This is a genomic window from Rhodococcus jostii NBRC 16295 (genome assembly GCF_001894825.1).
Taxonomy (GTDB): domain Bacteria; phylum Actinomycetota; class Actinomycetes; order Mycobacteriales; family Mycobacteriaceae; genus Rhodococcus_F; species Rhodococcus_F jostii.
On sequence record NZ_BCWY01000025.1, the window covers coordinates 1 to 25,550 of the forward strand.

26 protein-coding genes are annotated in these 25,550 nt (G+C 66.8%); 20 read left to right on the plus strand and 6 right to left on the minus strand.

All coding sequences use genetic code 11. The annotated features are described in order from the left end of the window. Entirely contained in the window at window positions 1-552 is a 552-nt protein-coding gene (locus RJ1_RS17565) for a HutD/Ves family protein (protein WP_073362001.1), read from the minus strand. A 192-nt stretch (window positions 553-744) separates the two neighbouring features. Between RJ1_RS17565 and RJ1_RS17570 the strand changes: the two genes are divergently transcribed. Further along, window positions 745-2,097, plus strand: a complete 1,353-nt coding sequence (locus tag RJ1_RS17570) for an ammonium transporter (RefSeq protein WP_073362003.1) — start codon at window positions 745-747, stop codon at window positions 2,095-2,097. Between the two features lie 72 nt (window positions 2,098-2,169). Here RJ1_RS17570 and RJ1_RS17575 read toward each other — a convergent pair whose 3' ends face one another. Together RJ1_RS17575 and RJ1_RS17580 are read right to left on the minus strand one after the other, a co-directional pair. Next, entirely contained in the window at window positions 2,170-2,781 is a 612-nt protein-coding gene (locus RJ1_RS17575) for a cupin domain-containing protein (protein WP_073362005.1), read from the minus strand. A gap of 60 nt (window positions 2,782-2,841) precedes the next feature. Beyond that, window positions 2,842-3,507, minus strand: coding sequence for a helix-turn-helix domain-containing protein (locus RJ1_RS17580; RefSeq protein WP_073362007.1), 666 nt, complete (start codon window positions 3,505-3,507; stop codon window positions 2,842-2,844). 169 nt (window positions 3,508-3,676) lie between these two features. On the opposite strand from RJ1_RS17580, the gene styD reads away from it, so the two are divergent. The 8 genes from styD (at window position 3,677) to RJ1_RS17620 (ending at window position 13,164) form a co-directional block, all read left to right on the plus strand. Next, window positions 3,677-5,164 carry a phenylacetaldehyde dehydrogenase StyD gene (styD, locus tag RJ1_RS17585; protein WP_073362009.1) on the plus strand — a complete coding sequence of 496 codons (1,488 nt, stop codon included), beginning with the start codon at window positions 3,677-3,679 and terminating at the stop codon, window positions 5,162-5,164. Between the two features lie 40 nt (window positions 5,165-5,204). Then, the gene (locus RJ1_RS17590; RefSeq protein ID WP_073362011.1) at window positions 5,205-6,320 is read left to right on the plus strand and encodes an NDMA-dependent alcohol dehydrogenase; all 1,116 of its coding nucleotides are present in this window, start codon (window positions 5,205-5,207) and stop codon (window positions 6,318-6,320) included. A gap of 66 nt (window positions 6,321-6,386) precedes the next feature. Further along, entirely contained in the window at window positions 6,387-6,707 is a 321-nt protein-coding gene (locus RJ1_RS17595) for a DMT family transporter (RefSeq protein ID WP_073362013.1), read from the plus strand. 52 nt (window positions 6,708-6,759) lie between these two features. Next, window positions 6,760-7,329: a TetR/AcrR family transcriptional regulator gene (locus tag RJ1_RS17600; protein WP_073362015.1), complete on the plus strand. Its 570-nt coding sequence runs from the start codon at window positions 6,760-6,762 to the stop codon at window positions 7,327-7,329. Window positions 7,330-7,498: 169 nt separating this feature from the next. After that, window positions 7,499-9,457, plus strand: coding sequence for a primary-amine oxidase (locus tag RJ1_RS17605; RefSeq protein ID WP_073362017.1), 1,959 nt, complete (start codon window positions 7,499-7,501; stop codon window positions 9,455-9,457). Continuing rightward, a complete protein-coding gene (locus RJ1_RS17610; RefSeq protein ID WP_073362019.1) occupies window positions 9,450-10,892 on the plus strand; it encodes an APC family permease in 1,443 nt (480 codons plus the stop codon). Before RJ1_RS17605 ends, RJ1_RS17610 begins: the two co-directional genes overlap by 8 nt. Before the next feature lie 8 nt (window positions 10,893-10,900). Then, window positions 10,901-11,422, plus strand: a complete 522-nt coding sequence (locus tag RJ1_RS17615; protein WP_073362021.1) for a DUF5134 domain-containing protein — start codon at window positions 10,901-10,903, stop codon at window positions 11,420-11,422. Between the two features lie 32 nt (window positions 11,423-11,454). Next, on the plus strand, window positions 11,455-13,164 hold the full coding sequence (locus tag RJ1_RS17620) for an amidohydrolase (protein ID WP_073362023.1): 1,710 nt from the start codon (window positions 11,455-11,457) through the stop codon (window positions 13,162-13,164). 77 nt (window positions 13,165-13,241) lie between these two features. On the opposite strand, the gene RJ1_RS17625 is transcribed toward RJ1_RS17620, so the two are convergent. Together RJ1_RS17625 and RJ1_RS17630 are read right to left on the minus strand one after the other, a co-directional pair. Beyond that, window positions 13,242-13,511 (minus strand): hypothetical protein, encoded by a 270-nt coding sequence (locus RJ1_RS17625; RefSeq protein WP_073362025.1) that lies wholly within the window; start codon window positions 13,509-13,511, stop codon window positions 13,242-13,244. Between the two features lie 99 nt (window positions 13,512-13,610). Further along, window positions 13,611-15,116, minus strand: coding sequence for a sensor histidine kinase (locus RJ1_RS17630; protein ID WP_073362027.1), 1,506 nt, complete (start codon window positions 15,114-15,116; stop codon window positions 13,611-13,613). A gap of 198 nt (window positions 15,117-15,314) precedes the next feature. Between RJ1_RS17630 and RJ1_RS17635 the strand changes: the two genes are divergently transcribed. The 7 genes from RJ1_RS17635 to RJ1_RS17665 are packed head-to-tail and all read left to right on the plus strand — an operon-like array spanning window position 15,315 to window position 20,935. Beyond that, on the plus strand, window positions 15,315-16,475 hold the full coding sequence (locus tag RJ1_RS17635; RefSeq protein ID WP_073362029.1) for an acyl-CoA dehydrogenase family protein: 1,161 nt from the start codon (window positions 15,315-15,317) through the stop codon (window positions 16,473-16,475). Window positions 16,476-16,521: 46 nt separating this feature from the next. Beyond that, window positions 16,522-16,887, plus strand: coding sequence for a hypothetical protein (locus RJ1_RS17640; protein WP_073362031.1), 366 nt, complete (start codon window positions 16,522-16,524; stop codon window positions 16,885-16,887). Then, window positions 16,887-17,381 carry a nuclear transport factor 2 family protein gene (locus RJ1_RS17645; RefSeq protein ID WP_240319899.1) on the plus strand — a complete coding sequence of 165 codons (495 nt, stop codon included), beginning with the start codon at window positions 16,887-16,889 and terminating at the stop codon, window positions 17,379-17,381. The genes RJ1_RS17640 and RJ1_RS17645 overlap by 1 nt, the downstream gene beginning before the upstream one ends. 11 nt (window positions 17,382-17,392) lie before the next feature. Beyond that, on the plus strand, window positions 17,393-18,679 hold the full coding sequence (locus RJ1_RS17650) for an aromatic ring-hydroxylating oxygenase subunit alpha (protein WP_073362033.1): 1,287 nt from the start codon (window positions 17,393-17,395) through the stop codon (window positions 18,677-18,679). Continuing rightward, a complete protein-coding gene (locus RJ1_RS17655; protein WP_073362035.1) occupies window positions 18,669-19,172 on the plus strand; it encodes an aromatic-ring-hydroxylating dioxygenase subunit beta in 504 nt (167 codons plus the stop codon). Before RJ1_RS17650 ends, RJ1_RS17655 begins: the two co-directional genes overlap by 11 nt. A 35-nt stretch (window positions 19,173-19,207) precedes the next feature. Beyond that, the gene (locus RJ1_RS17660; RefSeq protein ID WP_073362037.1) at window positions 19,208-19,948 is read left to right on the plus strand and encodes an SDR family NAD(P)-dependent oxidoreductase; all 741 of its coding nucleotides are present in this window, start codon (window positions 19,208-19,210) and stop codon (window positions 19,946-19,948) included. Between the two features lie 27 nt (window positions 19,949-19,975). After that, window positions 19,976-20,935, plus strand: coding sequence for a PDR/VanB family oxidoreductase (locus tag RJ1_RS17665; RefSeq protein ID WP_073362038.1), 960 nt, complete (start codon window positions 19,976-19,978; stop codon window positions 20,933-20,935). Between the two features lie 33 nt (window positions 20,936-20,968). Here RJ1_RS17665 and RJ1_RS17670 read toward each other — a convergent pair whose 3' ends face one another. Continuing rightward, window positions 20,969-21,589 carry a response regulator transcription factor gene (locus RJ1_RS17670; RefSeq protein ID WP_073362040.1) on the minus strand — a complete coding sequence of 207 codons (621 nt, stop codon included), beginning with the start codon at window positions 21,587-21,589 and terminating at the stop codon, window positions 20,969-20,971. A gap of 224 nt (window positions 21,590-21,813) precedes the next feature. On the opposite strand from RJ1_RS17670, the gene hpaC reads away from it, so the two are divergent. The 4 genes from hpaC to RJ1_RS17690 are packed head-to-tail and all read left to right on the plus strand — an operon-like array spanning window position 21,814 to window position 25,534. Continuing rightward, on the plus strand, window positions 21,814-22,407 hold the full coding sequence (hpaC, locus tag RJ1_RS17675) for a 4-hydroxyphenylacetate 3-monooxygenase, reductase component (RefSeq protein ID WP_073362042.1): 594 nt from the start codon (window positions 21,814-21,816) through the stop codon (window positions 22,405-22,407). Between the two features lie 2 nt (window positions 22,408-22,409). After that, a complete protein-coding gene (locus RJ1_RS17680) occupies window positions 22,410-22,703 on the plus strand; it encodes a DUF485 domain-containing protein (protein ID WP_073362044.1) in 294 nt (97 codons plus the stop codon). A gap of 6 nt (window positions 22,704-22,709) precedes the next feature. Then, window positions 22,710-24,260, plus strand: coding sequence for a solute symporter family protein (locus tag RJ1_RS17685; RefSeq protein WP_073362046.1), 1,551 nt, complete (start codon window positions 22,710-22,712; stop codon window positions 24,258-24,260). Beyond that, window positions 24,257-25,534, plus strand: coding sequence for an amidase (locus tag RJ1_RS17690; protein ID WP_073362048.1), 1,278 nt, complete (start codon window positions 24,257-24,259; stop codon window positions 25,532-25,534). Before RJ1_RS17685 ends, RJ1_RS17690 begins: the two co-directional genes overlap by 4 nt. Window positions 25,535-25,550 lie beyond the last annotated feature (16 nt).

A 25,550-nucleotide genomic window follows, 5' to 3' on the forward strand; every position in this document is an offset into this window, starting at 1 on the left:
TCACCTGCGGTCGAGGATCTCGGCGATCACGACCGTCGCGGGTCCGGACGTGCCGACCGACCCCTGCTCGACGAGGAGGCAGTCGCCGGCGTCGACCGGTCCGAGGTCGGTCGTCAGTCGTCCGTCCAGGACCAGTACGAGGACGGCGACCCGACCGTCGGCGGCCACCTCGTGGACGGGCCCGAAGTCGACGACGTCCACCGAGGCGGCGGTCGTGGACCGGTGGACCATGACGTTGAACGCCTCGGTCGGCCCTGCCGCCGCACAGACGGGACCGCGTTCACCGGCGAACGGCGTCGGACGGAGGCGCCGAATCTCGGTCGGGGCACCGCCGAAGTCGAGGGACACCGGGTGGTCGCCGATCACCGTGAAGATGCGGTCCACCTCGGGGAACGGCGAGAACGTCGAACTCCCGTCGAGCGTCGCGACGCTGAACCGCCACCGGGACGCGGCACCGGTGGCGATCTCCGCGGTCGTCCCCGCACCGTTCGCCCACGGGGTGTTCCGGCGATCCGCGCGACGGATGATGCGGGCCTCGCGCACTGCGGTCACAGATTCTCCTCATCAAGATGGTCCACTGTCACGATACTTTGTTTATCAACGAACGGGTACATCAATCCTTTACGCATTCGTCACGCGGCGTACTATTTTCGCAATCTCCACTTTGGTTCACTGACGATAGACATTGATTCCCAACGGCGGACGCTACATGTGTCCTGCCATCCTCGATCAAGGTGGACGACTATGAACGAAGCAGTCGCTGCGGCCGATACCGCCTGGATTCTGGCGGCCTTCACGGCAGTGAGCCTCATGGTGCCGGGCCTGGCCATGTTCTACGGCGGGATGGTCAGCGTGCGCAACACGCTCAACATGGCCATGATGACGTTCGGCGCGTTCGCCGTCGTCGGCGTGCTGTGGATCGTGTTCGGCTACTCGGCCGTTCTCGGAAATTCCCTCGGCGGTCTCGGCATCCTGGGCGACCCGCTCGAATTCTTCGGCTCCAGCTCACTGCTGGAGGCGCCGGCCGAACCCGGACTCCCGCCCGCGCTGATCTCCGGATTCCAGCTCCTGTTCGCCGGCATCACCGTGGCACTCATCTCGGGAGCGCTGGCCGACCGGATGAAGTTCGGTGCGTGGATGCTGTTCGCCGGACTGTGGGCCACGTTCGTCTACTTCCCCGTCGCCCACTGGGTGTTCGCGTTCGACTCCGAGGACGGATCGGTGATCGGCGGATGGATCGCCAATACACTCGGCGCCGTCGACTTCGCCGGCGGCACGGCAGTGCACATCAACGCGGGCGTTGCCGCTCTCGCCGTCGTCCTGGTTCTCGGGGCCCGCAAGACGTTCCCCGTCTCGCCGCGCCCGCACAGCCTTCCCCTGACCATGCTCGGAGCCGGCATCCTGTTCTTCGGTTGGTTCGGGTTCAACGGCGGCTCGGCGCTGTCCGCCGGCAACAGCGCGTCCGTCGTCATCCTCAACACCGTCGCCGCGTCGTGCGCAGGCATCTGCGCGTGGCTGGTCGTCGAGAAGATGCGAGAAGGCCGGGCCACCTCACTCGGTGCCGCGTCCGGACTGATCGCCGCCCTGGTCGCCATCACGCCCGCCTGCGGCGCGGTCTCCCCCCTCGGCGCGTTGGTGGTCGGAGCCGCGGCCGGCGCCGTCTGCTGCTTCGCGGTCTCCTGGAAGTACCGACTCGGCTACGACGACGCACTCGACGTCGTCGGCGTGCACCTGGTCGGCGGCATCCTCGGCACCGTTCTGATCGGATTCCTCGCAGATCCGGCCGCCCCCAGCGGCGCAGCGGGACTCTTCTACGGCGGCGGATTCGACGTTCTGTGGCGCCAATGTGTCGCCGTGGCAGCCGTTCTCGTCTACAGCTTCGTGATCACGCTGGTGATCGCCCTGGCACTGAAGAAGTTCATGGGCATCCGGGCCGACCAGGAAAGCGAGTACGACGGCCTCGACGTGGCCGTTCACGGCGAGACCGCATACGTGCTCGACGCCGTCGGACTCACCGGCGCCTCGAAGCACGGCGCCGACGCGGTGCTCGGCGCAGAAGCGATCACCACCAGGGCGGTGGACCCGGCCAAGGCCTGATCCAGCGTCCGGCACAGACGGTGGCCCCACCCCGCAGCATTCCGCGGGGCAGGGCCACTGCCTGTGTTCCAGCTAGGTCAACCTCTGCGCCAGATTCCGAAGCCTCGCGCTGTAGTTGTTCGGCTGAGCGGAAAGGAACTGGCTCAGCACGATCAGGTCGAATTCCTCCATTGCGGCCGAATCGGCAGTAATGGAGGCATGATTCGCCACTTCGTGCTCCAGAAGTTCGACTGCCTCCCGCCACCCACGGACAGGGGGGCTTTCCAGTTCCATCTGAGTCTCGAACCGCAGGGGTTCGCTCAGTGGAGTCCCGAGAATCTCCTGCAAGTGCTCCTCGAGGTTTCGGCGCGCCAGTCGGATGATCAGCTGGGTCTGCCCTTCGTGCCACTGCATGGTTGCCGGGCGGCCCGGCTGCAGAATCGACGCGACCGACATCGTCGAATCGAACTCCTCTGCGCCAGAGGTGATTCGGGCCGTACCCGACAGAGGAATCTGAACGACGTAGAAATCGCCGGGATCGTTCGGGTTCATCCGCGCATCGGTCCCGTAGTCGAAATAGTAGAGGCCGATCGCGCCCGCGGTGGCCAGGTGAACCGGCTCGAGGCGGTCGAAGGGCAGCGCAGCCTTGCCGTCGGACGCTATCTGAACTGTCGTTATCACGGGAACCACGACCTTTCGAACCATCCGCCACTCTACGCGCCGGCGCGGGGGTGAAGAAAGGTCGAAATCCCGATTTTGCCGTCGTCAGTCCTCGTGATGGTCCGGGTACGCCGTGACCGCGAGGAACCGGATGGGCAACCGCACGAGGTCGTTGGGACCGTGCAGACCTTCGCCGTCGAGGAGCAGTGAATCACCCGGCCGCAGTGTGTACTCGGCTTCGCCGTGCCCGTAAACCATGACGCCCTCGAGCATGTAGAGCAGTTCGGTGCCTGCGTGCTGGAAGAGCGGAAACGTCTCGCTGGAGTCGGTGAGCGTGACCAGTACCGGTTCGAGTCGCTTGTGCTGCCCGCGCAGGGCGCCGAGAAGTTCGTAGTGATGCCCCACCCGGGTGCCCCGCCCGACGATGACCGCTCCGTGGCCTGCCTCGACGTACACGGCGTCGCGTGCAGTGTCGGCACCCCGGAACAGGGAGGTCACGGGCACGTCGAGCCCGGCCGCGAGACGCGCCAGCGTCGACAGGCTGCACGAGGTCTGTGAGTTCTCGATCTTCGACAGCATGGCCTTCGAGATACCGACCTTGGCCGCCATGTCGCCGACGGACAGTCCACTGGCCTTGCGGAGCGACCGGACCTGCCTGGCGATCACCTTCTCGAGATCGGGGCCGGTCGGCGTGTCGGACGGCACCTCTCGCTCGACGGGCGCTGGGTCTCCCGTGTCGCGGTGAATCCCGGTCTCTGGTCGAGTCGTCACTTCCGCATCGTAACAGCGCTGTTTACTGTCAGGAAACCGCGACTCACCGCCCGGGCGAAGAATCGGTGCGCATACGAGCAACAAGCGTGCGCGCTCGTGCAAGACGACGCCACGATCCCGCGCGCATCCTTGTGACAGCCATCACAACACCACCGGGAGAGTTGACGCCATGACCGCAGTACACGAGAACGTCAGTGCCACAGGACTTCCTGATGGAACCGCGACCGAGTTGTTCATCGGCGGGCAGTGGCGCGCGGCGTCGGGCGGCGGAACGTTCACGGATCTGAACCCGGCCACCGGTCGCCCCCTCGCCCAGATCGCGTCCGGCACCGCCCAGGACATCGACGACGCCGTCCGGGCCGCCCGCTCGCAACTGAACGGTGAATGGGGTTCACTGCCCGGCGCCGCCCGCGGACGAATCCTGAACAAGATCGCCGACCTGATCGAACGCGACGGCGAACTCCTCGCCCGGCTCGAGGCCCTCGACGTCGGCAAGCCCGTCGGCCAGCCCACCATGCTCGACATCCCGATGGCCGCGGGCACGTTCCGCCACTTCGCCGGCTGGGCCGACAAGATCACCGGCCAGTCCATCCCGACCGCCGGCTACTTCGGCCAGCCCACCCACTCGTACACCGTCCGCGAACCGGTCGGCGTGATCGGCGCGATCGTCCCGTGGAACACCCCGCTGATGATCTCGGCGTGGAAGATCGCCCCCGCGCTCGCCGCCGGGAACACCCTGGTGGTGAAGCCGCCGGAGGACGCACCGCTGTCGATCCTGCACCTCGCGAACCTCCTGGTGGAAGCCGGACTTCCCGCGGGCACCGTCAACATCGTGCCCGGACTGGGCGAGGTCGCCGGCGACGCGCTCGCGGCCCACCCCGGTATCGACAAGATCAGCTTCACCGGCAGCCCCCGCGTCGGCCGGATCATCGCCAAGCGCGCCGCCGACACGTTCAAGCGGACCACCCTCGAACTCGGCGGCAAGTCCCCACAGATCATCCTTCCCGACGCCGATCTCGAGGCTGCTCTGAACGGCACCGCGATGGGGCTGTTCTTCAACCAGGGCGAGGTCTGCGCCGCGGGCACCCGCATCCTGGTGCACCGGTCGCTGTACTCGCAGGTGGTCGACGGTCTCGCCGCCGCCGCGTCCGCCCAGGTCCTCGGCGACCCGTTCGATCCGGCCACCACCATGGGTGCCCTGGTCAACGCCAAGCAGCGCGACGCCGTCCTCGGTTACATCGAGGCCGGACGCAGCGAGGGCGCCCGCGTCGTCGCCGGCGGTGGCCGCCCCGACCTGGACGGGTTCTTCGTCCAGCCGACCATCTTCGCCGACGCGAACAACGACATGAAGATCGCGAAGGAAGAGATCTTCGGCCCCGTCGGCACCGTCATCCCGTTCGACACCACCGACGAGGCGATCGCGATCGCCAACGCCACCGACTACGGCCTGGCCGCGACCATCTGGACGCGCGACGTGTCGCACGCCCACACCCTCGCCGGCAAGGTCCGTGCCGGAGCGGTCGGGGTGAACGGGTGGGCTCCCATCGACCCCGCCCTGCCGTGGGGCGGCATGAAGACCAGCGGCACCGGCCGCGAACTCGGCTGGGCCGGAATCGAAGCCAACACCGAGGAGAAGGTTGTCACGATCGTCCTCTGAGCGCCCGCAGGATCGACGTCACCGGACAGGAGCAGACGCGATGAAGACTCAGGCCGCAGTGTTGTGGGAGCCCGGTCAGCCCTGGCAGATCGAAGAACTGGAACTCGACCCACCGAAGCACGGAGAGGTGCTGCTGCAGTTGGCGGCGTCGGGGATGTGTCATTCGGACGAGCATGTCCGGGACGGCAGCCTGCCACTCGAGTACTACCCGTTCATCGGCGGCCACGAGGGCGCCGGCGTCGTGCTCGAGGTCGGACCGGGCGTCACCAGCGTCGAGAAGGGCGATCACGTCGCTCTCGGATTCATCCCGGCGTGTGGCCGGTGCCGGCAGTGCGCGACGGGGCAGTCCAGCATCTGCGATCTGGGCGCCCACCTGCTCGAAGGGTGGCAGATCTCGGACGGCACGGCGCGGCATCACGTGCATGGGAAGGACGCCGCGATCCAGTGCCTGATCGGGACGTTCTCGCCGTACACGGTGGTCAACGAGGCGTCGTGCGTCAAGATCACCAAGGACATTCCGCTCGACAAAGCCGCCCTGGTCGGCTGCGGTGTCACCACCGGCTGGGGGTCGTCGGTGTATGCCGCCGGCGTCCAGGCCGGTGAGACGGTCGTGGTGATCGGCATGGGCGGCGTCGGGTGCGGGGCGGTTCAGGGCGCCGCGCTCGCCGGGGCCCGGCACGTCGTGGTCGTCGACCCGTCGGAGTTCAAGCGGGAGCAGGCCAAGATCTTCGGCGCGACCCATACGGCGGCGAGCATCGACGAGGCGCTGCCGCTCCTCCAGGATCTGACGTGGGGCCAACTGGCCGACAAGGTGCTCATCACCGTCGCGAACGCGAGTGGCCGCATCATCGCGCCGGCGATGAGCCTGGTGGCCAAGGGCGGCACCTGCGTCCACGTGTCGGTCGGCGACGTCACACAGAACGACGTCGATCTGAACCTGTTCGATCTGACGGCGATGCGCAAGACTCTCAAGGGCGCGTGGTTCGGCAACGCGAACATCCGGTTCGACATCCCTCATCTGCTACGCCTGTACATGGAGGGTCAGCTGAAGCTCGACGAGATGATCACGAGGACATACACACTCGATCACATCAACGACGGCTACGAGGCCATGCGGAGGGCCGAGAACGTCCGCGGCGTCATCATGTACTCGTAGATCGGCACAGTCGGGAGCGGTGGGGCGCTGCACGCTCCGCCGCTCCCGCCATGGTTCCCTGTCCCCATGCCGTACGTGTTCCTGCTTGCCGCGATCGCCGCCGAGGTCTTCGGAACGAGTCTGCTGAAGTCCACCGAGGGCTTCACCCGGCTCTGGCCGACGGTCGGGTGCCTCACCGGCTACATTGTCGCGTTCGTGTTCCTGTCGCAGGCGGTCAAGACGGTGCCGGTCGGGATCGCCTACGCCATGTGGTCGGGGCTCGGGACGGCGGCGATCGTCGCGATCGGCGCCGCATTCCTCGGTGAGCCGCTGACCGCGACGAAGATCTTCGGCCTGGGTCTCGTCGTCTCGGGAGTGGTCGTTCTCAATCTCGGCGGGGCTCATTGATACCGTGGTCGCATGATCGCTGGTGGGGCAGGTACGCGTCGTGCCTAAGCTCGTGGATCACGACGAACGTCGGCGAAGCATCACCGCCGCTGCCTGGCGGCTGATCGCCGCCCGCGGCATCGACGCGGCCAACATGCGTGACATCGCAACGGAGGCCGGGTACACCAACGGCGCCCTGAGCCATTATTTCGCCGGCAAGGACGAAATCCTCCGGACGTCGTACGAGCACATCTCGGAGGCCACCGATCGCCGGATCACGGAGGCGCTCGGCGACGCGACCGGGCTGGACGCCCTGCGCATCCTCTGCCGCGAAGTGATGCCGATCAACGAGGAGCAACTCCTCGAAGCCCGGATCGCCGCGTCGCTGTGGCCTCGGGCCATGTACGACGAGCAGATGGCCGCCACCAACCGCCGGACGATGGACAACTGGCGTGAGCAGATGGCCGTCTTCCTGGAGCAGGCACGCGCGGAGGGCACCGTCGGCGACATCGACGTCAGCATCGTGGTGGAGCAACTCCTGAACATGATGATGGGCATGCAGATTCTCGGTGTCCTCACACCGGGCGAGACGTCGGCGGCACGCCAGCTGGAGATGCTCGAGCAGTTCGTCGCCTCACTCTGAGGCGGCGGCTCCACCAAAATCGTTGTCCCGGAATCCGATAGAGTCCGATTTTTGACCGAACGGTCAGTATGTTCGGGGCGGAAACTCACTGTTTACACGAGGGCACCGCGGCTGTAACGTACGTCACTAAGCTTTTTATTCAACACCCGTAGAACCAAAGGATCGCGACATGCCCACCCTTTCCCCCGCGCGTATCGACCACCCGCTGTCGCTGCCGACCGTCGAAGAGATCGCATCCCTCCGCGAAATCCTCGAGGCCGCCGACGCGCTGACCGAGCAGACGCGATTCGTCTACGTCGGCCTCGAGGAACCGGACAAGTCCACGCTGTACACGGCCGAGGCACTCGAGACCGATCGGCGATTCCGCGTTCTGCTGCACGACATCTCGTCACCGAACGCGGTGGACGTCGTGGTGTCCGTGACGCAGCGGTCGGTGATCAGCTCGGTGGTGCTCGACGCCACCCGTGACGGTCAGATGCCGGTTCTGGACGAGGAGTTCGAACTCGTCGAGCAGGTCCTGTCCGGCGACGACCGCTGGCTGGCCGCGCTCGCCGCCCGCGGCCTCGACGTCGCCGACGTCCGGGTCGCTCCCCTCTCGGCCGGCGTGTTCGACTACGAGGGCGAAGAGGGCAAGCGGATCCTGCGCGGCCTCGCGTTCCGCCAGGACCACCCGAAGGACCATGCCTGGGCCCACCCGATCGACGGGCTCGTCGGATTCGTCGACGTCATGAACCGGACCGTCACCGACGTTCTGGACCTCGGCGCCGTCCCGATTCCCGAGGAGTCCGGCAACTTCGACGACCTCGCCGTCACCGGCCCGCTGCGCACCACGCAGAAGCCCATCGAGATCACCCAGCCCGAGGGCCCCAGCTTCGTCGTCGACGGCAACCGCGTCGACTGGGAGAAGTGGTCGTTCCGCGTCGGTTTCGACGCCCGCGAAGGCCTCGTCCTCCATCAGCTCGGATTCGCCGACGGCGACCGGGTCCGCCCGATCATCCACCGCGCGTCCATCGCCGAGATGGTGGTGCCCTACGGCGACCCCTCCCCGGTGCGGTCGTGGCAGAACTACTTCGACACCGGCGAATACATGGTGGGCCGCTACGCGAACGCCCTCGAACTCGGTTGCGACTGCGTCGGCGACATCACGTACTTCGACGCCGTCATCGCCGACGAGTTCGGCGGCCCCAAGACGCTGAAGAACGCGGTGTGCATGCACGAGGAGGACTTCGGTGTGCTGTGGAAGCACACCGACCTGTGGGCCGGCTCCGCCGAGACCCGCCGCCAGCGCCGTCTCGTCATCTCCTTCTTCACCACGATCGGCAACTACGACTACGGCTTCTTCTGGTACCTGTACCTCGACGGCACCATCGAGTTCGAGGTCAAGGCCACCGGCGTCGTCTTCACGTCGGGTCACCCGGGCGGCGACTACCCGTACGCCTCGGAGATCGCACCGGGCCTCGGCGCCCCGTACCACCAGCACCTGTTCAGCGCCCGCCTCGACATGATGATCGACGGCGACCGCAACTCCGTCGAGGAGGTGCAGACAAAGCGGGTGAAGATGGGTCCCGGCAACCTGCACGGGAACGCCTTCACCCTCGAGCGCACCCCGCTGACGAAGGAGTCGGAGGCGCAGCGCCTCGCGGACAACAGCGTCGGACGCGTGTGGCACATCAGCAACCCGAACAAGCTGAACCGGCTGGGCAAGCCGGTGGCGTACGCACTCCACCCGGAGGGCCAGCCGATCCTGCTGGCCGACGACGACTCGTCGATCGCGGCGCGGGCGACGTTCGCCACCAAGCACCTGTGGGTCACCCAGTTCGACGAGAAGGAGCGGTACGCGGCAGGCGATTTCGTGAACCAGCACGCGGGCGGCGCCGGTCTGCCGAGCTTCGTCGCCGGCGACCGCGAACTCGAGAACGAGGACGTCGTCGTGTGGCACACGTTCGGGCTCACCCACTTCCCGCGCCCGGAGGACTGGCCGATCATGCCCGTCGACTACACCGGATTCACGTTGAAGCCCAACGGCTTCTTCGACCGCAACCCCGCCCTCGACGTCCCCCGCACCGCGTCGAAGCACTGCTCGACCGGGGGCAGCAGCTGCCACTCCGACGGAGGATCCGATGTCTGACACCACCACCACGACCGGAGGGGCCGGCAAGTTACGCGGATCCATCGGCGTCGTCGGAATCGTCTTCCTCGTCATCGCAGCCGCCGCGCCGCTGACCGCGATCGGCGGCGCGCTGCCCGTCATGATCGCGATCGGCAACGGCGCGGGCGCCCCGAGCGCCTATCTCATCGCGGCGCTCGTCCTGCTCGTCTTCAGCGTCGGGTACGCGGCGATGAGCAGCCACATGGTCGACACCGGCGCCTTCTACGCCTACGTTGCCAAGGGCCTGGGCGAATCCTGCGGGCTCGGTGCCGCCGGCCTCGCCCTGCTGACCTACACGGCAATCCAGGCCGCCGTCTACGGGCTGGCCGCCGCCACCATCCAGGGCCTGGTCGTCCAGTACGGCGGACCCGACCTGCCGTGGTGGATGTGGGCGCTGGTTCTCATCGCCCTCGTGGCCGTGCTCGGCTACCGCAGCATCGACCTGGGCGCGAAGGTCCTCGGGGTTCTCCTCGTGCTCGAGATCGGCATCATCCTCGCGTTGTCGTTCGGCGTGCTGGTGAAGGGCGGTGCCGCCGGCATCGACTTCGCGTCGTTCACCCCGACGTCGTTCTTCAGCGGATCCCCCGGTGTCGCGTTGATGTTCGCGATCGCGTCGTTCATCGGTTTCGAGGCCACCGCGATCTACGGCGAGGAGGCGCGCAACCCGCGCCGCACCATTCCCATCGCCACGTACGCGGCCGTCATCGTCATCGGACTGGTCTACGCACTGGCGAGCTGGGCCGTGGTGCTCGCGTTCGGCAGCGACAACGTGGCCGCGGCCGCCGCCGACGACCCGGCCGGGCTGACGTTCGCCGCAGCCGCGCACTTCCTGGGCGGTCCCGCCGCCGATGTGATGGCGATCATGCTGGTCACGAGCCTTTTCGCCGCGCTCCTGGCCTTCCACAACGCCATCTCCCGGTACGTGTTCGCCCTGGCCCGCAAGGGCGCCGCTCCGCGGGCACTGTCGCGCACCCACGCCAAGCACGGTTCCCCGCACATCGGCTCGGTCGCCCAGACGATCTCCGCGACGGTGGTCGTGGGGGTGTTCGCCCTCGTCGGCGCGGACCCGGTGCTGGAACTGTTCACCTGGATGGCGGGTCTGGCCACCGTGAGCATCCTGGTGCTGATGGTCCTCACCAGCGTCGCGATCATCGCGTTCTTCGCCCGCACCCGGCTGGACACCCGGATCTGGCACACCCGCATCGCTCCCGTCCTAGGCTGCGGGGGTCTGGTGGCGGTCACCGGATTGGTGCTCGACAACTTCACCACGCTGATCGGCGGGTCGGCACTGCTCGCCGACATCCTGCTGGCCGTCATCGCACTGTTCTTCGTCGCCGGACTGGTCGTCGCCCGGGTCACCAGACAGAACCGGGCCGGCGTCGAGCGTGACCGCGAACTCACACCCACGATCTGAGTCCGACGATGTTCGAGATCCCGGCCGTGCACGCGGCGATGGTCGTCGGAGCCGTCGGCGCCGTAATGCCGATGTGGCGGGCGCACGGCCCGGACTGCAGGGTCCGGATCGCGCACGGCGCGATGGCGGTGTCCATGGTGGCCATGATGATTCCCGGTGCGCCGGCATGGATTCATCTGCTGGAGGGTGGTGTCCTCATCGCCCTCGCTCTGTTCGTCACCTGCGAGACGATGCACCGCCGGACCGCCGTCCCCTGCGCGGTGGACCTCACGGCCATGGGAGTGCTGTTACTGCTCGCTCCGACGGCGGCACCGATGCCGGCGGCGTCGGCATCGGTGCCGCCGGGCCACCATCACGGCGGCGCCGGAATCTCGACGGGCTGGCTGCCCGTGGCCGTACTCGTGTGCTGGGCCCTGTTGGCACTGCACCTCTTTCGATCCACCCCACCCCGCGAACGCCGGTCCGGCGTCAGGACCGCGGCGGCGGGATCCGCACTGATGATCCTCGGCATGGCGCCGATGGCCGTCTGACCGCTCTGCCCGACAGCAACCTGGAGGAACCGATGAGTTACGCCGATGCCGTCTACACCCACGGCAAGGTCTTCACCGTCGACGAGAACTTCACGATCACCACGGCCCTGGCGGTGCGTGACGGACTCGTCCAGGCGGTGGGCAGTGACACCGAGATCGAGGCGTTGATCGGGCCGGACACCGTGGTCACCGACCTGGGCGGGAAGACCGTCCTCCCGGGAATCAACGATTCACACCTGCACGCCATCGCGTACGGTCTGGACACACCGCCGCTCTCGCTCGACGTGTCGTTCCCGACGGTCCGGTCGATCGCCGACGTCCGCGAACTCGTGCGTGAGGCCGCCGCAGCGGCCGAGGACGGTGCGTGGATCATCGGAACCGGATGGGACGACGGCTATCTCGACGAGTGCCTCGCCGAATCCGGACGTACGCCGACCCGCTGGGACCTCGACGAGGTGTCCCCGAACAACCCGGTGTTCCTGCAGGACTTCTCCCGGCACACGTCGTGGGTGAACAGCGCGGCGCTCGTTCTCGCCGGCGTCGACGAGACGACCCCGCTGCCGCCCGGCAGCCTCATGCCGGTCGGTGCCGACGGACTGCTGACCGGCATCGTCATGGAGGGTGCGCAGGCCCTCGTGCAGCGAGTTCTTCCCACCCTCACCCGGGAGCGCCGCGAGGAGGCACTCCGCTCCGCGATCTCGATCCTGCAGAGCGAAGGCATCACCAGCTTCACCGATCCTGCGATCGGTCCCGGCGGCGAAGCCCTCGCCGGTGGCGCGATGGGGGCGGAGGGCCTCGAGGTGTACGCCGACCTGGCCCGCCGCGGAGAACTGGGTGCCCGCGTCAACCTGCTCCTCCTGCCCACCGGAATGTCGGGTTCTGCCGAGGATTTCGGGCAGAACCTCGTGGGGATCGGCGTTCCGGAGACCACCGATCCGCGGATGTTCCGGGTGCTCGGGGTGAAGGTGTTCGCCGACGGCATCCCGCCCAGCAAGACCGCGTGGATGCACGAGGAGTATGTCGGCGGCGGCTGCGGTTCGCTCTGCGTCGGCGGCGACACCGACGAACGTCAGGTGTACGAGGTGACCGAGATGATCCGCATCGGCCACGAGGCCGGCCATCAGATCGGTGTGCACGTCACCGGCGACCGCGCCATCGACACCGTCGCCGACGCGATCATCGCCGCGCAGAATGCGCACCCCCGCGAGGATGCCCGGCACTACCTCATTCACGGCGACTTCATCAGCGAGGCCACCCTGAAGCGTCTCGCCGAGAACGGCATCGGAGTCAACATGAATCCGACGATCAAGTGGACCATCGCCGACCTCGAGGTCGGGGTGGTCGGGGCCGAACGCGCCGCCTACGAATGGCCGTACCGCAGCGCCGTCGAATCCGGGGTCCACCTGATGAGCAGTTCGGATGCTCCTGTCACCCCGCCTGATTGGCGGCAGGGCATCTCGACGATGGTCCTGCGCGAGAGCAAGGCCAGCGGCGTGGTCAGCGGACCCGATCAGTGCATCGGACTCGCGGACGCCGTCCGCACCTACACCATCAACGCGGCCTGGCAGGACTTCGCCGAGGACTGGAAGGGGTCCCTCGAACCCGGCAAGGTGGCCGACCTGTGCATCCTCGACGGCGACCTCGAGACCGCCGACCCGCACGACATCCCGGAAATGCAGGTCGTCACCACCGTGCTGGGCGGGAAGGTCGTGTTCCAGCGCGTGCTCGAGAGCGTCCGGTAAGCTCTCTTCCAGTATTCGAAAGCCGGTCCGCCTCTTGTCGGCGGACCGGCTTTCGGCGTTCTATTCGATCCACCGGTTCACTGAGCCCACGCCGCCTCGGCGATCCAGTGTTCACTGCCGTCGGCGCTGATTCCGCGTTGCCAGTCGGTGGTCCGCCGCAGGTTCGGCTCCACGCGGGCAGTGGCCGCGTCGGCGCCGTCCGGTCCGTCTTCGCGGGTCTGCCAATGGACCCAGTTCACTTCGTTGCCGTCCTCGTCGTGCACGAAGAGGTCGACGTGGTGCCACCCGTACCGGTGCGTGTCGGCGTAACAGGTCAGGAATGTCCGATGATGATGTGAATAGTCCACGAGATACCTCCGGGGCCGCGGCGATCTTTCGCCCTACGCTAGAAGCGGTTCGAGCCCGGCGGAAGCCGAGAAACCTTTACCTGCGTGGGGGTCACCCGGTCAGTGGTTCGTGCCGGCCGGCAACGTGAACGTGAAGACGGCCCCGTGCGGATCGTTCTCCCGCGCACCGAGCGTGCCGCCCTGCCGGGTGATGATGCGATGGCTCAGCGCCAGCCCGATTCCGTGTCCCGTGGACTTCGACGTGAACGCGCCGTCGAAGATTCGCCCGTCCGGGATGTGGGAGAGGCCCTTGCCGTGGTCCTCGACGCTGACGACGCCCTCCGATTCCCTGACCTCGGTGCGGACCGTCACGACACGCTCGGCAGGCGGCCAGTCCGCCATTTCGTCGATCGCGTTGAAGCACAGGTTCAGGACGACCTGCCCGGTGAGCACGCGCTCGCACACGACGGACACGTCCGTGTTCGCACGGAGGTATTCGACGCGAACCCCCTTCTGCCGCGCCCGAATATCGATGAAGTACGCGCATTCGTCGACGATGTCGTTCAGATCGACGATCTGCTGCGACTCCTCGAGTTGCGTCACGTATTCGCGGAGGCTCCGCACGATCTGATTGGCCCGGTCGAGTTGTTTGCGCGCTTCCCGGAGGCCCCAACTCACCTCGTCGCGGCGGCTCTCACCGTCGTCGAGGCGGCTCTGGGTTCCCGCGATGAAGTTGGTGGCGGCCGCGAGAGGCTGGGCGAGCTCGTGAGCGATCGCCATCGCCATGTCGCCCATCGCGTTGTAGCGGGCGAGGTAGTTGAGGTACTGCGAATCCCGTTCGTGCTCTTGTTCGGTGTGGACGTGTTCGGTCACGTCGTGAAAGAGCAGCAGGTGGCCGCTCAGGTCGTTCTCGATGGCGATGTGCTGGCAGCTACCCGCATGCCAACGGCGCTGCGCGGACGGCAGTTCGACTTCGTAGCGCAGGCCTTGCGAGCCGCCGTCCGCGGTCGTCAGCTCGAGGGCGCGTCGCACACTCTCCCGCGACTGTCCGGCCCGGCAGAACTCCGTGAAACGCTCGCCGACAAGCGATGCCACCGGAACCTCGAGGAGCGACGACGCCGCCTCGCTCGCGTACGTGATCCGGCTGTCGTCGTCGAGCACCAGAATTCCCTCGGCCATGTTCCGCAGAAAGGCCGCCAGCCGGGCTTCGGTCCGGGTGAGATCCGCCTCGGTGCGGGTGAGGTCGCGGCGCATCGAGGCTTCCTGCTCGATGTCGCGGAACTGAACCATCACCACGGTCCTCGTGTTCAGTTCGACCCGCACCGCGATCGCTTCGGTCAGGACCTCTCTCCCGCTCTTCGCGCGATACGCCCACTCGGTGACAGCGACTCCCCGATCGACCGCCTCCTGAAGCCATCGTCGCCCCACCGATCGCCGGTAACGCTTCGCACGCGAACTCATGTCCGGCGCCTTGAGCGGTTTGAGCTCCTCGACCGTGAACTCGAGCAGTTCCGATGCGGCCCTGTTCGCCCAGAGGATGTCCTTCGTCGCCGCATCATGGACCAGGACGCAGTAACGGAGGGACTCGACGAGTCGTTCGTAGTCGGACGGCGCGAGATCGGACACTGCAGCCTCCTTCGGCTCGATTCGAGTCTACTGAGCGGACGGACGCCGAACGCGATAGGGAATTCCTTCAGTCCGGGGCGACATCTCTGCACGCACGCGGGGGGAAGCACCGATTGAGTGAGGCCGGCCGGCTCAATAGCGTGAATGTCACACGAACCACGCCACACCCCTTCTACTTCGCGTCGATCGGAGTATTCGATGACCAACGCACCGACCCTGGACATTACGGACACCACTGCGAGCACACGGCTGTCGTTCGAGGACGTCCTCGAACACGTCGCTGTGCGGCGGGAGGAGTTCGCTCGCCAGAAGTTCGTGCCCCGCGACATGATCGACGAGTTCAAGGAGATCGGCATCTATCGCGCGGCGACGCCCCGCCAGTTCGGTGGCGACGCACTACCGCCGAGCGAGTTTCTGCGGATGATCGAACGCATCTCCGCGGTGGATGCCTCCTCGGGCTGGGTCGCGAGCTTCGGCTCCGCCCTCGTCTATCTGGCGGCACTGCCACTCGCCACGCAGGCGGAGCTGTACAAGGACAGCCCGGACCTCGTCTTCGCAGGCGGATTGTTCCCGGTCCAGCCCGCCGAACAGGTGCCGGGCGGTGTGAAGATCACCGGGCAGTGGAAGTTCGCCAGCGGCTGCAAGGGCGCCGACATTCTCGGTGTCGGAATCCGCGGCGGAGAGTCCACCGCCGGAAAACCGCGCACCGCGCTGCTGTGGCCGAAGGACGTCGAGATCGTCGAGAACTGGGACGTCGTCGGTCTGTCCGGAACCGGGAGCCACGAACTGAAGGTCGACGGGGTCGTCGTGCCCGAGGATTGGACCTTCATCCGAGGCGGAACCCCGACCGTCGACGAACCCCTCTACCGCTATCCCTCCATCGCCTACGCCGCTCAGGTTCTCGCCGTCGTCAATCTCGGCGTGGGACGTGCGGCCCTCGACTATGCGATCAAGGTCGGTGCGGGACGAACGGGCATCACCGGGGCGCCCAAGCTCGCCGATCGGGCGTACTACCGCATCGACCTCGCGAAGGCCGAGGCAACGCTGCGGTCGGCTCGCGCCTTCTTCTACGAGGTCACCGACGAGGCGTACGCCACGGTTGTCGCCGGCGATCCGGTCCCGGACCGGCTTGCGGCGCTTCTCCGGCTGTCCTCGACACACGTGGCCAAGGCGGGAGCCTCCGCCGTCCACACCGCGTTCCAGTTGTCGGGCACGGGCGCGATCTACGACGGCAACGCGATGCAGCGCTACATGCGCGAGGCCCTGGTCCCACCGCAGCACGCGTTCCTCGGGGACGGCATCTACGACAGCGCCGGGGCAGTACTCATGGACATTCCGCCCTTCCCCGGCTTCATCTGAGCATCGACCGAACTCTCCCGCCACTCACCTCTTCAGGAGCACAGCCATGACCGCACCACTGCGAGTGTTGTTCTGCATCGGCATCAACCAGAACTTCTTCGACCTCCCGACCGGCCAAGGCGGGCTGGTGTGGAAGGCGTTCTCCGGAATGATGGACGCGGTGGCCGACACGCCCGGCGTTCGGGTGATCGGGGATATCGACGATGACAGCCACATGGTCGGGCCGTCGGACGGCTGGCCCTGGACCTGCTACATCCTCGCCGACGTCGACACCCAGGAGACGGTCAAGGCCGTCTGCAACCTCTTCCGCACCACCCAGGTGGGCGAGTACACGCTGTGGCGGTACGCGAAGATCGAGGCCCGCATCGGTCGTGCGCTCACCGTCCGTGAAGACGTCGATCTCGGCGTGTGATGGGAATGCAGTCGGCGGCCCTGACCGAGTGCATCGAGAGACGCGAGGCCGTTCACCGCGTGATGTGCCGCTACATGGAGTTGTGCGACGTTCCGTCCGTGAACTTTTCGCTCGACGAGCTCGCGTCGCTCTTCACTCACGACGCGGTCTGGGAGGGAATCGGCAGCGCCTACTCCGGCAAGTTCGGTAAGCGGGTGGGCCGCCGCGCCGTGATCGGGATGCTCGCCGAGTATCTGCCCCCGAGCACGCATTTCCGCAGAAACGTGCACCTCCTCGGAAGTGCGCAGATCGACGTCGACGGCACCCCGGCGCGGGGGCGGTGGATCATGCAACAGCTGTCCACCTACGAGGACGGATCGTCCGAACTGCTCGTCGCGCGTGTCACCGCCGAGTGTGAGGTTCAGGGCGGTACCGCCCGAATCAAGCACTTCACGACCGAGAAGCTGTTCGTGACTCGCCTCGACGAGCCGACACGACTGTTCGAATCGAATTGAGAGAGAACGTGATGACCACTTCACTGGATCCCACCGCCACCGGCACCCACTTCGCGGACCTCGCCGCCGACGACCGGGTTGCCGGGTCGCTGTACACCGACCCCGACATGTTCGAGGCCGAGTTGGAGAAGATCTTCTACCGCACCTGGGTGTGGGTTGCCCATGAGAGCGAGATCCCCGAGGCCGGTAGCTACAAGATGGCGACCATCGGCCGGCAACCGGTGATCGTCAACCGGGACCGCAAGGGAAACTTCAACGTCCTGCTGAACCGGTGCCGCCACCGCGGGGCGAGCGTGTGTGAGGTGCCCAAGGGCAAGGCCAACGGCTTCACCTGCCCGTACCACAGCTGGTCGTACGCCCTCGACGGCCGTCTCCGCGGGATCCCCTACCCCGACGGCTACGACGAGGACCTCGACAAGAAGGACCTGCCCCTGCAGAGCCTGCGGGTCGAGTCGTACGCCGGGATGATCTTCGCGAGCTTCAATCCCGACGTCGAACCCCTCGACGACTTCCTCGGTGACGCGAAGGTGTGGATCGACCTGTTCATGAAGCAGGGTGCCGGCTACCCGATCAAGACCCAGGGCGAGCACTGCTTCCGGTTCCGCGGGAACTGGAAGATCCAGCTGGAGAACACCACCGACGGCTACCACTTCCCGATCGTGCACCGCTCCTGGATGTCGTCCGTGGACGCCGAGACGGCGGACATGCTCTCCTTCATGACCGACGACAACGCCGTGACGCACGCGCTCGGAAACGGCCACAGCGTCGCGATCATGGTCCCCGAACACGTCGACCTGGACCACGACGACGGCAGCGAGAAGATTCAGGCGCGTTTCGACCACATCGTCGAGGAACTGTCGAAGACGATGCCCGCCGACAAGGTTCGCCGCATCGTCCGCTCGATGCACGGAGCCGGGTTCAATCTCAACATCTTCCCCAACGTCGCGATGTCGATGTCGTTCTTCCGCGTGCTGCGCCCCATTTCGGTCGACGAGACCGAGATCCGGCACATCGCCCTCGGCATGGACGGCGGACCGGAGATCGTCAACCGGGAACGTCTCCGGATCCACGAACACTTCCAGGGCCCGTTCGGCTTCGGCAGTCCCGACGATTCCGAGGCGTGGGACCGGGTTCAGCGCGGATCCCGCGGTGCCCCCGGAATGCCGATCATGGTGAACCGCGGCCTGGGTCGGGAGGGGCTCGACAGCAACGGACACCGCACCTCGCACGTCACCGACGAGACCGGAATGCGCGAGGCGTACGCAATGTGGAAGAAGATGATGAACGATGAGCACTGACCTCATGACCGCCCAGCTGTCCGACACCCGGGTGCTGCAGGCGATCGAACTCGTCTGGCACGAAGCGGCCCTCCTCGACGCCAAGGACTACCAGAGCTGGGACGCCCTCTGGACCGACAGCGGCCGGTACGTCATTCCCATCGACCCGGACACCGACGACTTCGACGGTTCGCTGAACATGGTCAACGACGACACCCGGATGCGGCGCATGCGCATCGAACGGTTGACGTCCGGCTACTCCATGTCCGCGCTGGCCGCAGCCCGGACGGTCCGCACGGTGTCCCGCTTCACGGTCGAGGAGCGAACCGACGACTCGATCACGCTGCGGTCCGCGCAGATCCTCGTCGGATTCAAGCGCGACGAACAGCAGACTCTCGCCGCCGACGTCACGCACCGCGTCCGCTACACCGACACCGGGCCGCGGCTGGACCTGAAGGTCATCCGGCTCGTCAACTCGCAGGCTGCGGTCAACGCGTCCGGCTACCTTCTCTGAGCTTCTCCCTCTTCCCAGCCGACAAGGAGTTCGACATGGATCATGTCGCAGTAGTCACGGGCGCCGGACACGGACTCGGCGCCGCCATCGCCCGTCAGCTGCACGACCGCGGATATCGGGTCATGGTCGCGGACATCGACGAGGCCGCAGCGAAAGAGACCGCGGCGGAACTGGATGCCTCCGGGAACAGCGCCGTCGCCGCGCCCCTCGACGTCCGGAAGAAGACCGACTTCGAGTCCCTGCGCGACCAGGTCGTCGACCTCTGGGGTGGGGCGGACGTGCTCGTCAACAATGCCGGCCGATCCCAGACCGGCTCGTTGATGGACATTGCGCCGGAGGAGTTCTCGGACATCGTCGAGATCAACCTCAATGGTGCGTTCCTCGGCTGCCAGGTGTTCGGACGTTACTTCGCGCAGCGCGGCTACGGGCGCATTGTCAACATCGCCTCCCTGGCCGGCCAGAACGGCGGCACGGCGACCGGGGCCCACTATGCAGCCGCGAAGGGCGGCGTCGGCACGCTGACCAAGGTCTTCGCCCGGGAGCTCGCGGCGTCGGGTGTCACCGTCAACGCGGTGTCCCCGGGACCGCTCGATCTCCCGGTGGTGCGCGAGACGGTGCCCGCGGACAAGCTGGCGGCCATTCTCACCACCATCCCGGTGGGCACACTGGGGTCGCCCGACTTCATCGCCGAGACGGTGGCCCTCCTCGCGTCTCCGGCGGCCGCGTCGGTCACCGGAGCGTGCTGGGACATCAACGGCGGCCTGTACATGCGGTAATCCGTCCGCGCGACGAGAAGGATCATCATGAGTTTGTTCACGGTCACAGTGGCGGAGATAGTCGAGGAAACGCCGGACATCAAGTCCTTCCGGCTCGTTCGGACGGACGGCTCCCCGTTCGACCCGTACCCTGCCGGCGCCCACATCGACATTCTCGGGCCCACGGAGGTCCTCACCCAGTACTCGCTGTGCAGCCCGCCGCACGAGTCCGACTCCTACGTCGTTGCGATCAAGCGGGAGAACGGACCGCGCGGCGGCTCGGCCGCACTGCACGATCGGGTGACGCTCGGCAGCGAGTTGCAGATCAGCCGGCCGCGCACTCTGCTCGCCGTGGCCGAGGAGGCCGATCGTCACATCCTCGTCGCCGCGGGCATCGGCCTCACCCCGATGCTGAGCCTGGCGTTCGCGTTGCATCGGCAGGGACAACCGTTCGACCTGCACTACTTCGCCCGGGCGAGAGGGCAGGCGGCCTTCGTCGAGTTGCTGGAGGCGTCGGAATTCCACCGGGACGTGCACCTGCATTTCGGCCTGACCAGGGACGACCAACTCTCGGCGCTCGAGAAGATCCTCGCGGACGCGTCAGCTGCCACGCACGTCTACACCTGCGGCCCCGAGGGTTTCATGACCCGGGTCCGCGAGTTGGCGGAACCGGCGGTCGGCGAGGACTCGGTTCACTTCGAGCATTTCGAGGCGGCCGCCCCGGTCTCGACCGGGGAGGACACGGCCTTCGAGCTGGAACTCGACACCGGCGAGGTATTCGAGGTTCCGGCCGGAAAGTCCATCGCCGAGGTGCTCGAGGAGAACGACATCGAGATCGACACGTCGTGCCGGGAGGGCATCTGCGGGACCTGCATCCTGGATGTGCTGGGGGGCGAGCCCGACCATCGGGACAACTGCCTGACCAAGAGCGAAAGGAAGGCGGGCGACAGAATCGCGGCGTGTGTGTCGCGCGCTCGATCGGGGCGACTCGTCGTCGAACTTCCGTGATGACTTCTCACCGTCGATGACGGCGAGAAGTCATCACGGAACGGCAATTCCGGCCTGCAGGATGTCGCGCACGAGAACCGCAATGCTCTCTGCTCCGGTCTTCTCCTTGATCCGGGTGCGATGCACGTCGACCGTCTTCACGCTGATACCCAACTCCTTGGCAATGTTCTTGCTCGGCAATCCTTCGAGCACGAGCGCGAGAATTTCTCGTTCCCGCGCCGTGAGCGCGTCGATCCGGGCCTGCAATTCGGCTCTCGTACGCCGCTCACCGAACCGTTGACGCGCCACCCGGAGCGCGTCCTGGATGACGTCGAGCATGTGCTGCGGATCGTAGGGCTTCTCGATGAACGTCAGCGCGCCCCGTTGGAGCGCCCGCACCGACATCTTGATGTCACCGTGCGCCGACACGAAGATGATCGGTATCGGCGATTCGTGCGCCAGCAGCACCTCCTGGAGCTGGAAGCCCCCGACCTCCGGCATCCGGACGTCCAGAACCAGGCAGGCCGGAAGGTCGCGCCGGTACCCCTCGAGGAACGACTGCACCGAGAAGTAGGACTCCGCCTTGATGTCGACCGAATCGAGAAGCCACGCAAGCGATGCGCACAACTCCTGATCGTCGTCGACGATGTACACGCGCGTTTCCTGCTGCTCCATTGAATCCTGCCTCGAGACGACTGCCTGCTTCACCGTCCAGTGAACACCGACGGTGTCGGAAGCGATAGCCAACTGAAGAAATCCCCTACTCGGATAGGCGACTTACTGCGAGAAAGTAGCGTCGCCGCCACTGTTCCAGCACATGACGTGCGTCATATTCTTCTCGAGGGAAGGCGGATGCACTGCGAATACACGACTTCCTGTTCCGACTCATGGAGGCTGAAATGCCCGAACTCACTACCATGCAATCGACCTTCCGTTCCGCGATGGCGAACCTGCCGGCCGCGGTCAACATCGTGACCACCGACGGCCCTGCCGGGCGCTGCGGAATGACGGTGACCGCCGTCTGCTCGGTCACCGACTCCCCGCCCACCGCGCTCGTGTGCGTTAATCAGAACAGCGCCATGCACAACGTGTTCCAGACCAACGGCCGAGTCGGTATCAACGTGCTCTCCGGCGACGACGAAGAACTCGCCATGCACTTCGCGGGGGCGACGAAAGTCGCGATGGCGGACCGCTTCCAGTGGGACATCTGGGAAGAAGACACCGCCGACGGTGTGCCGATCCTGCGCGCCGCCCATGTCGTTCTCGCCGGCCGGATCGCGGACAGCAAGACTGTCGGGTCGCATTCCGTGATGTTCGTCGAACTGGACCGCGTCCAGACTCGTGAGCAGGGCGACAGCCTCGTCTACTTCCAGCGTAAGTTCCATCGCCTGTCGGTCCCGGTCGAGTCGCCCGACTGGTTGTTCTACGACGAATGGTCCGATCCGATCACCGTGACGCCCGCCCTCGTTCCAGCCCATTCCGGAGGTAAGTAGACATGGCCACCTCGTCGCCACCCGACCGCATCGCGTCGGATTCCGACCTGCACGTGCTCGCCGATACCCGTGCCGCCCTGACGTTTCGGCTCAGCGCCCTGGTACTCGCTCTGTTCCTGCCCCTGCCGATCCTCGGTGGGTTCACCTCGGTTCTCGACGGCGTCGTCTTCAGCGGGGTGACCGTGGCGTGGCTCTACGCGGTCGCGCAGTTCGTGGTCGCCATCAACGTGGCCCGGTACTACATGACGCGGGCTGCCGAACTCGACTCGCGAATCACCGCTCGGGCGAAGGGATAACGCACCATGAACCTCGTCTCTGCGTCGCTCTTCGCAGCACTCGTCGCGGTCACCCTCATGATCACCGCGTGGGCATCGCGGCGAAACAAGTCCGCCGCCGATCACTACGTCGCGGGCGGCAGCCTCACCGGCAGGCAGAACGGTGTCGCTATCGCCGGCGACTTCATCTCTGCCGCCTCGTTTCTCGGAGTCACCGGCGCGATCGCCCTGACCGGTTTCAACGGTTTCTCTCTCGCGGTCTTCGTGCCCGTCGCGTTCGTCCTCGCGATGCTGCTGATCGCGGAACCCCTGCGCAACCTCGGCCGCTTCACACTGGCGGATGTCCTCGCCACCCGGTTCCCCGGCAAGGACGTGCGGTCGATGATGGCCGTCAGCACCGTCGTGATCAGCGTGGTCTATCTCGTGTCCCAGTTGGTCGGTGCCGCGCTTCTGGTGTCGTTGCTGTTCGACCTCGACTACGTGGTGGCCGTGTTGGTCATCGGAACACTCACCACCGCGTACACACTGGTGGGCGGGATGCTCGCCACCAGCTGGATCCAGATCATCAAGACCGGTCTCCTCATGGTCTGCGCCGTGGTGCTGTTCGTTCTCGTGCTGGTGCGGTTCGATTTCAACCCGTTCGGCCCGTTCAGCACGGCCCTCGCGGAGTTCGGGCAGTCGTTCGTCGCGCCGCAGCGCACGTCGGGCGCAGCGTCGTTCGACCAGCTGTCGCAGACCGTCGGGCTCGTCCTCGGCGTGCTCGGCCTGCCGCACGTCATGATCCGATTCCTCACCGTTCCGGACGCCAAACAGGCGAGAACGTCCGCCTACACGGCCATCTGGATCTTCTTCGCGTTCTACCTTCTGGTTCCCGTGCTCGGCTACGGCGCCGCCAAGCTGGTCGGTGTCGAGGTGATCAAATCCGAGAACCGGGGCGGCAACCTCGCGGTCGCGCAGCTCGCCGAGACGGTCGGCGGCGGCGTCCTGCTGGCGTTCGTGGCCGCGGTCGCGTTCGTCACCATTCTGGCCGCACTGTCCGGCCTGGTGATCGCCACGTCCGGTGCGATCGCACACGATCTGTACGGGCAGGTGATCCGGAACGGATCGGTGTCGGCGAAGGCTCAGCACCGCGCGGCCCGGGTCGCGACCGTCGCGACCTGTGTCATCGGCGTCGCCATCGCCTTCGCGGCGCAGAAGCAGAACGTCGCGTTCCTCGCGTCACTGGGCATGTCCATCGCAGCCTGCGCGAACCTGCCCGCATTGCTGCTCACCATGTACTGGAAGCGCATGACGGCACGGGCGGTCATCTCCGGCATCGTCGTCGGACTCGTCCTGTCGGTGACCGTCATCCTGCTCAGCCCGGTGGTGCAGGGACCGGACTCCGTTCTCGGATTCTCCAACCCGGCGCTCGCCGTGGCGCCCCTCTCGCTGGCGGTGTCCATCCTCGTCGCGCTGATGACCGCGCCCTCCGGAGAGACCAAGGACCGCGCGGACCGACTCTTCTCCGTGATGCGCACCCGAGCGCTCACCGGGCAGACCGAGCCCACCAACGACGAGAAGATTGCGGCGGTGCGATGAAGACGGATGTGCGGGCACACAGCCCACTGCTGGACCTGGTCGAGCAACTGGCGACGGGCAGAACGACGCCGATCGACGTGGCGGAAGCGGCACTCGCACGGATCGCGGATCTCGATCCGGAAATCCACGCATGGGCTCACCTCGATGCCGACGCGGTGCGGTCTGCGGCCGCCCGGATCCAGGACGGCAGCCCGCGCGGTGCCCTCTGGGGCGTTCCCGTCGGCGTCAAGGATCTGATCGACGTCGCCGGTCTGCCGACGCGCTGCGGTAGTGAGCTGACGGATGCAGAACCGGCGGCCGCCGACGCCGACTGCGTGGCACGTGTGCGCGCCCACGGCGCACTCCCCCTCGGCAAGACCGTGACCACCGAGTTCGGGTATTTCAGGCCCGGCCCGACCCGGAACCCCCGCGCCCTGGACCACACGCCCGGCGGGTCGTCGAGCGGCTCGGCGGCCGCGGTGGCCGCGGGAATGGTGCCGTTGGCGTTCGGCACGCAGACCGCGGGGTCGCTGACGAGGCCGGCATCGTTCTGCGGAGTCGCGGGTTTCGTCACGGCCCACGGCGATTTTCCGACCGACGGCATCACCGGGTTGAGTCCCAGTCTCGACTCGCTGGGCCTGCTGGCACGCACCGTATCCGATCTCCACTTCGCGTGGACGGCTCTGCGCGACGGCACGTGCGCGCCCGTTCTCGAGCCTTCCGCTCCGCGCCGGCTTCGCCTGTGGAGCGGGTTCGAACTCGGCGAGGTATCCAGCGAGATGACCGCAGCGCTCAGGAAGACCGTCGCCACCGCCGAGGCGGCAGGCGTCCGATGCTGGGAGGTCGACGCCGCCCCGAGGATCGTCGCGCTGACGGAACACCACCACACGGTGATGGCGTACGAGGCGGCCAGGGAGCGCGTGGCCGAGGCGGCCCGGCCGGACAAGATCAGCGCACCCCTCGCGGAACTGTTCCGCGCGGGCGCCGAGACCGCCGAACCGGATTACCGTGCTGCCCTTGCCGGAATACGCGAGACCCGGCAGCGGCTGCTGTCGGCGCTGGACGAGGACGAGGTAGTCCTCGGACCCGCCGCGCTCGGCGCCGCGCCGCACGGCCACGACGCGACGGGCACGCCCGTGCTGAGTCGACCGTGGCAGGCCATGGGACTGCCGGTCGTCACGATCCCCGGCAGACACGACAGCGCGGGTCTTCCTCTCGGATTGCAGCTGATCGGACGGCCCGGCGCCGAGCAGCGTCTCTTCGAGATCGCGGTGTGGCTGGAAGCCTCACTCTGACAACGACAAGAGGTCG

Bases quoted from the DNA above. Each gene is read 5' to 3' on its own strand.
- RJ1_RS17570 (WP_073362003.1), top strand. From the start codon at position 745: ATGAACGAAGCAGTCGCTGCGGCCGATACCGCCTGGATTCTGGCGGCC.
- RJ1_RS17575 (WP_073362005.1), bottom strand. From the start codon at position 2,781: ATGGTTCGAAAGGTCGTGGTTCCCGTGATAACGACAGTTCAGATAGCG.
- styD (WP_073362009.1), top strand. From the start codon at position 3,677: ATGACCGCAGTACACGAGAACGTCAGTGCCACAGGACTTCCTGATGGA.
- RJ1_RS17590 (WP_073362011.1), top strand. From the start codon at position 5,205: ATGAAGACTCAGGCCGCAGTGTTGTGGGAGCCCGGTCAGCCCTGGCAG.
- RJ1_RS17595 (WP_073362013.1), top strand. From the start codon at position 6,387: ATGCCGTACGTGTTCCTGCTTGCCGCGATCGCCGCCGAGGTCTTCGGA.
- RJ1_RS17605 (WP_073362017.1), top strand. From the start codon at position 7,499: ATGCCCACCCTTTCCCCCGCGCGTATCGACCACCCGCTGTCGCTGCCG.
- RJ1_RS17610 (WP_073362019.1), top strand. From the start codon at position 9,450: ATGTCTGACACCACCACCACGACCGGAGGGGCCGGCAAGTTACGCGGA.
- RJ1_RS17615 (WP_073362021.1), top strand. From the start codon at position 10,901: ATGTTCGAGATCCCGGCCGTGCACGCGGCGATGGTCGTCGGAGCCGTC.
- RJ1_RS17620 (WP_073362023.1), top strand. From the start codon at position 11,455: ATGAGTTACGCCGATGCCGTCTACACCCACGGCAAGGTCTTCACCGTC.
- RJ1_RS17635 (WP_073362029.1), top strand. From the start codon at position 15,315: ATGACCAACGCACCGACCCTGGACATTACGGACACCACTGCGAGCACA.
- RJ1_RS17640 (WP_073362031.1), top strand. From the start codon at position 16,522: ATGACCGCACCACTGCGAGTGTTGTTCTGCATCGGCATCAACCAGAAC.
- RJ1_RS17645 (WP_240319899.1), top strand. From the start codon at position 16,887: ATGGGAATGCAGTCGGCGGCCCTGACCGAGTGCATCGAGAGACGCGAG.
- RJ1_RS17650 (WP_073362033.1), top strand. From the start codon at position 17,393: ATGACCACTTCACTGGATCCCACCGCCACCGGCACCCACTTCGCGGAC.
- RJ1_RS17655 (WP_073362035.1), top strand. From the start codon at position 18,669: ATGAGCACTGACCTCATGACCGCCCAGCTGTCCGACACCCGGGTGCTG.
- RJ1_RS17660 (WP_073362037.1), top strand. From the start codon at position 19,208: ATGGATCATGTCGCAGTAGTCACGGGCGCCGGACACGGACTCGGCGCC.
- RJ1_RS17665 (WP_073362038.1), top strand. From the start codon at position 19,976: ATGAGTTTGTTCACGGTCACAGTGGCGGAGATAGTCGAGGAAACGCCG.
- RJ1_RS17670 (WP_073362040.1), bottom strand. From the start codon at position 21,589: ATGGAGCAGCAGGAAACGCGCGTGTACATCGTCGACGACGATCAGGAG.
- hpaC (WP_073362042.1), top strand. From the start codon at position 21,814: ATGCCCGAACTCACTACCATGCAATCGACCTTCCGTTCCGCGATGGCG.
- RJ1_RS17680 (WP_073362044.1), top strand. From the start codon at position 22,410: ATGGCCACCTCGTCGCCACCCGACCGCATCGCGTCGGATTCCGACCTG.
- RJ1_RS17685 (WP_073362046.1), top strand. From the start codon at position 22,710: ATGAACCTCGTCTCTGCGTCGCTCTTCGCAGCACTCGTCGCGGTCACC.
- RJ1_RS17690 (WP_073362048.1), top strand. From the start codon at position 24,257: ATGAAGACGGATGTGCGGGCACACAGCCCACTGCTGGACCTGGTCGAG.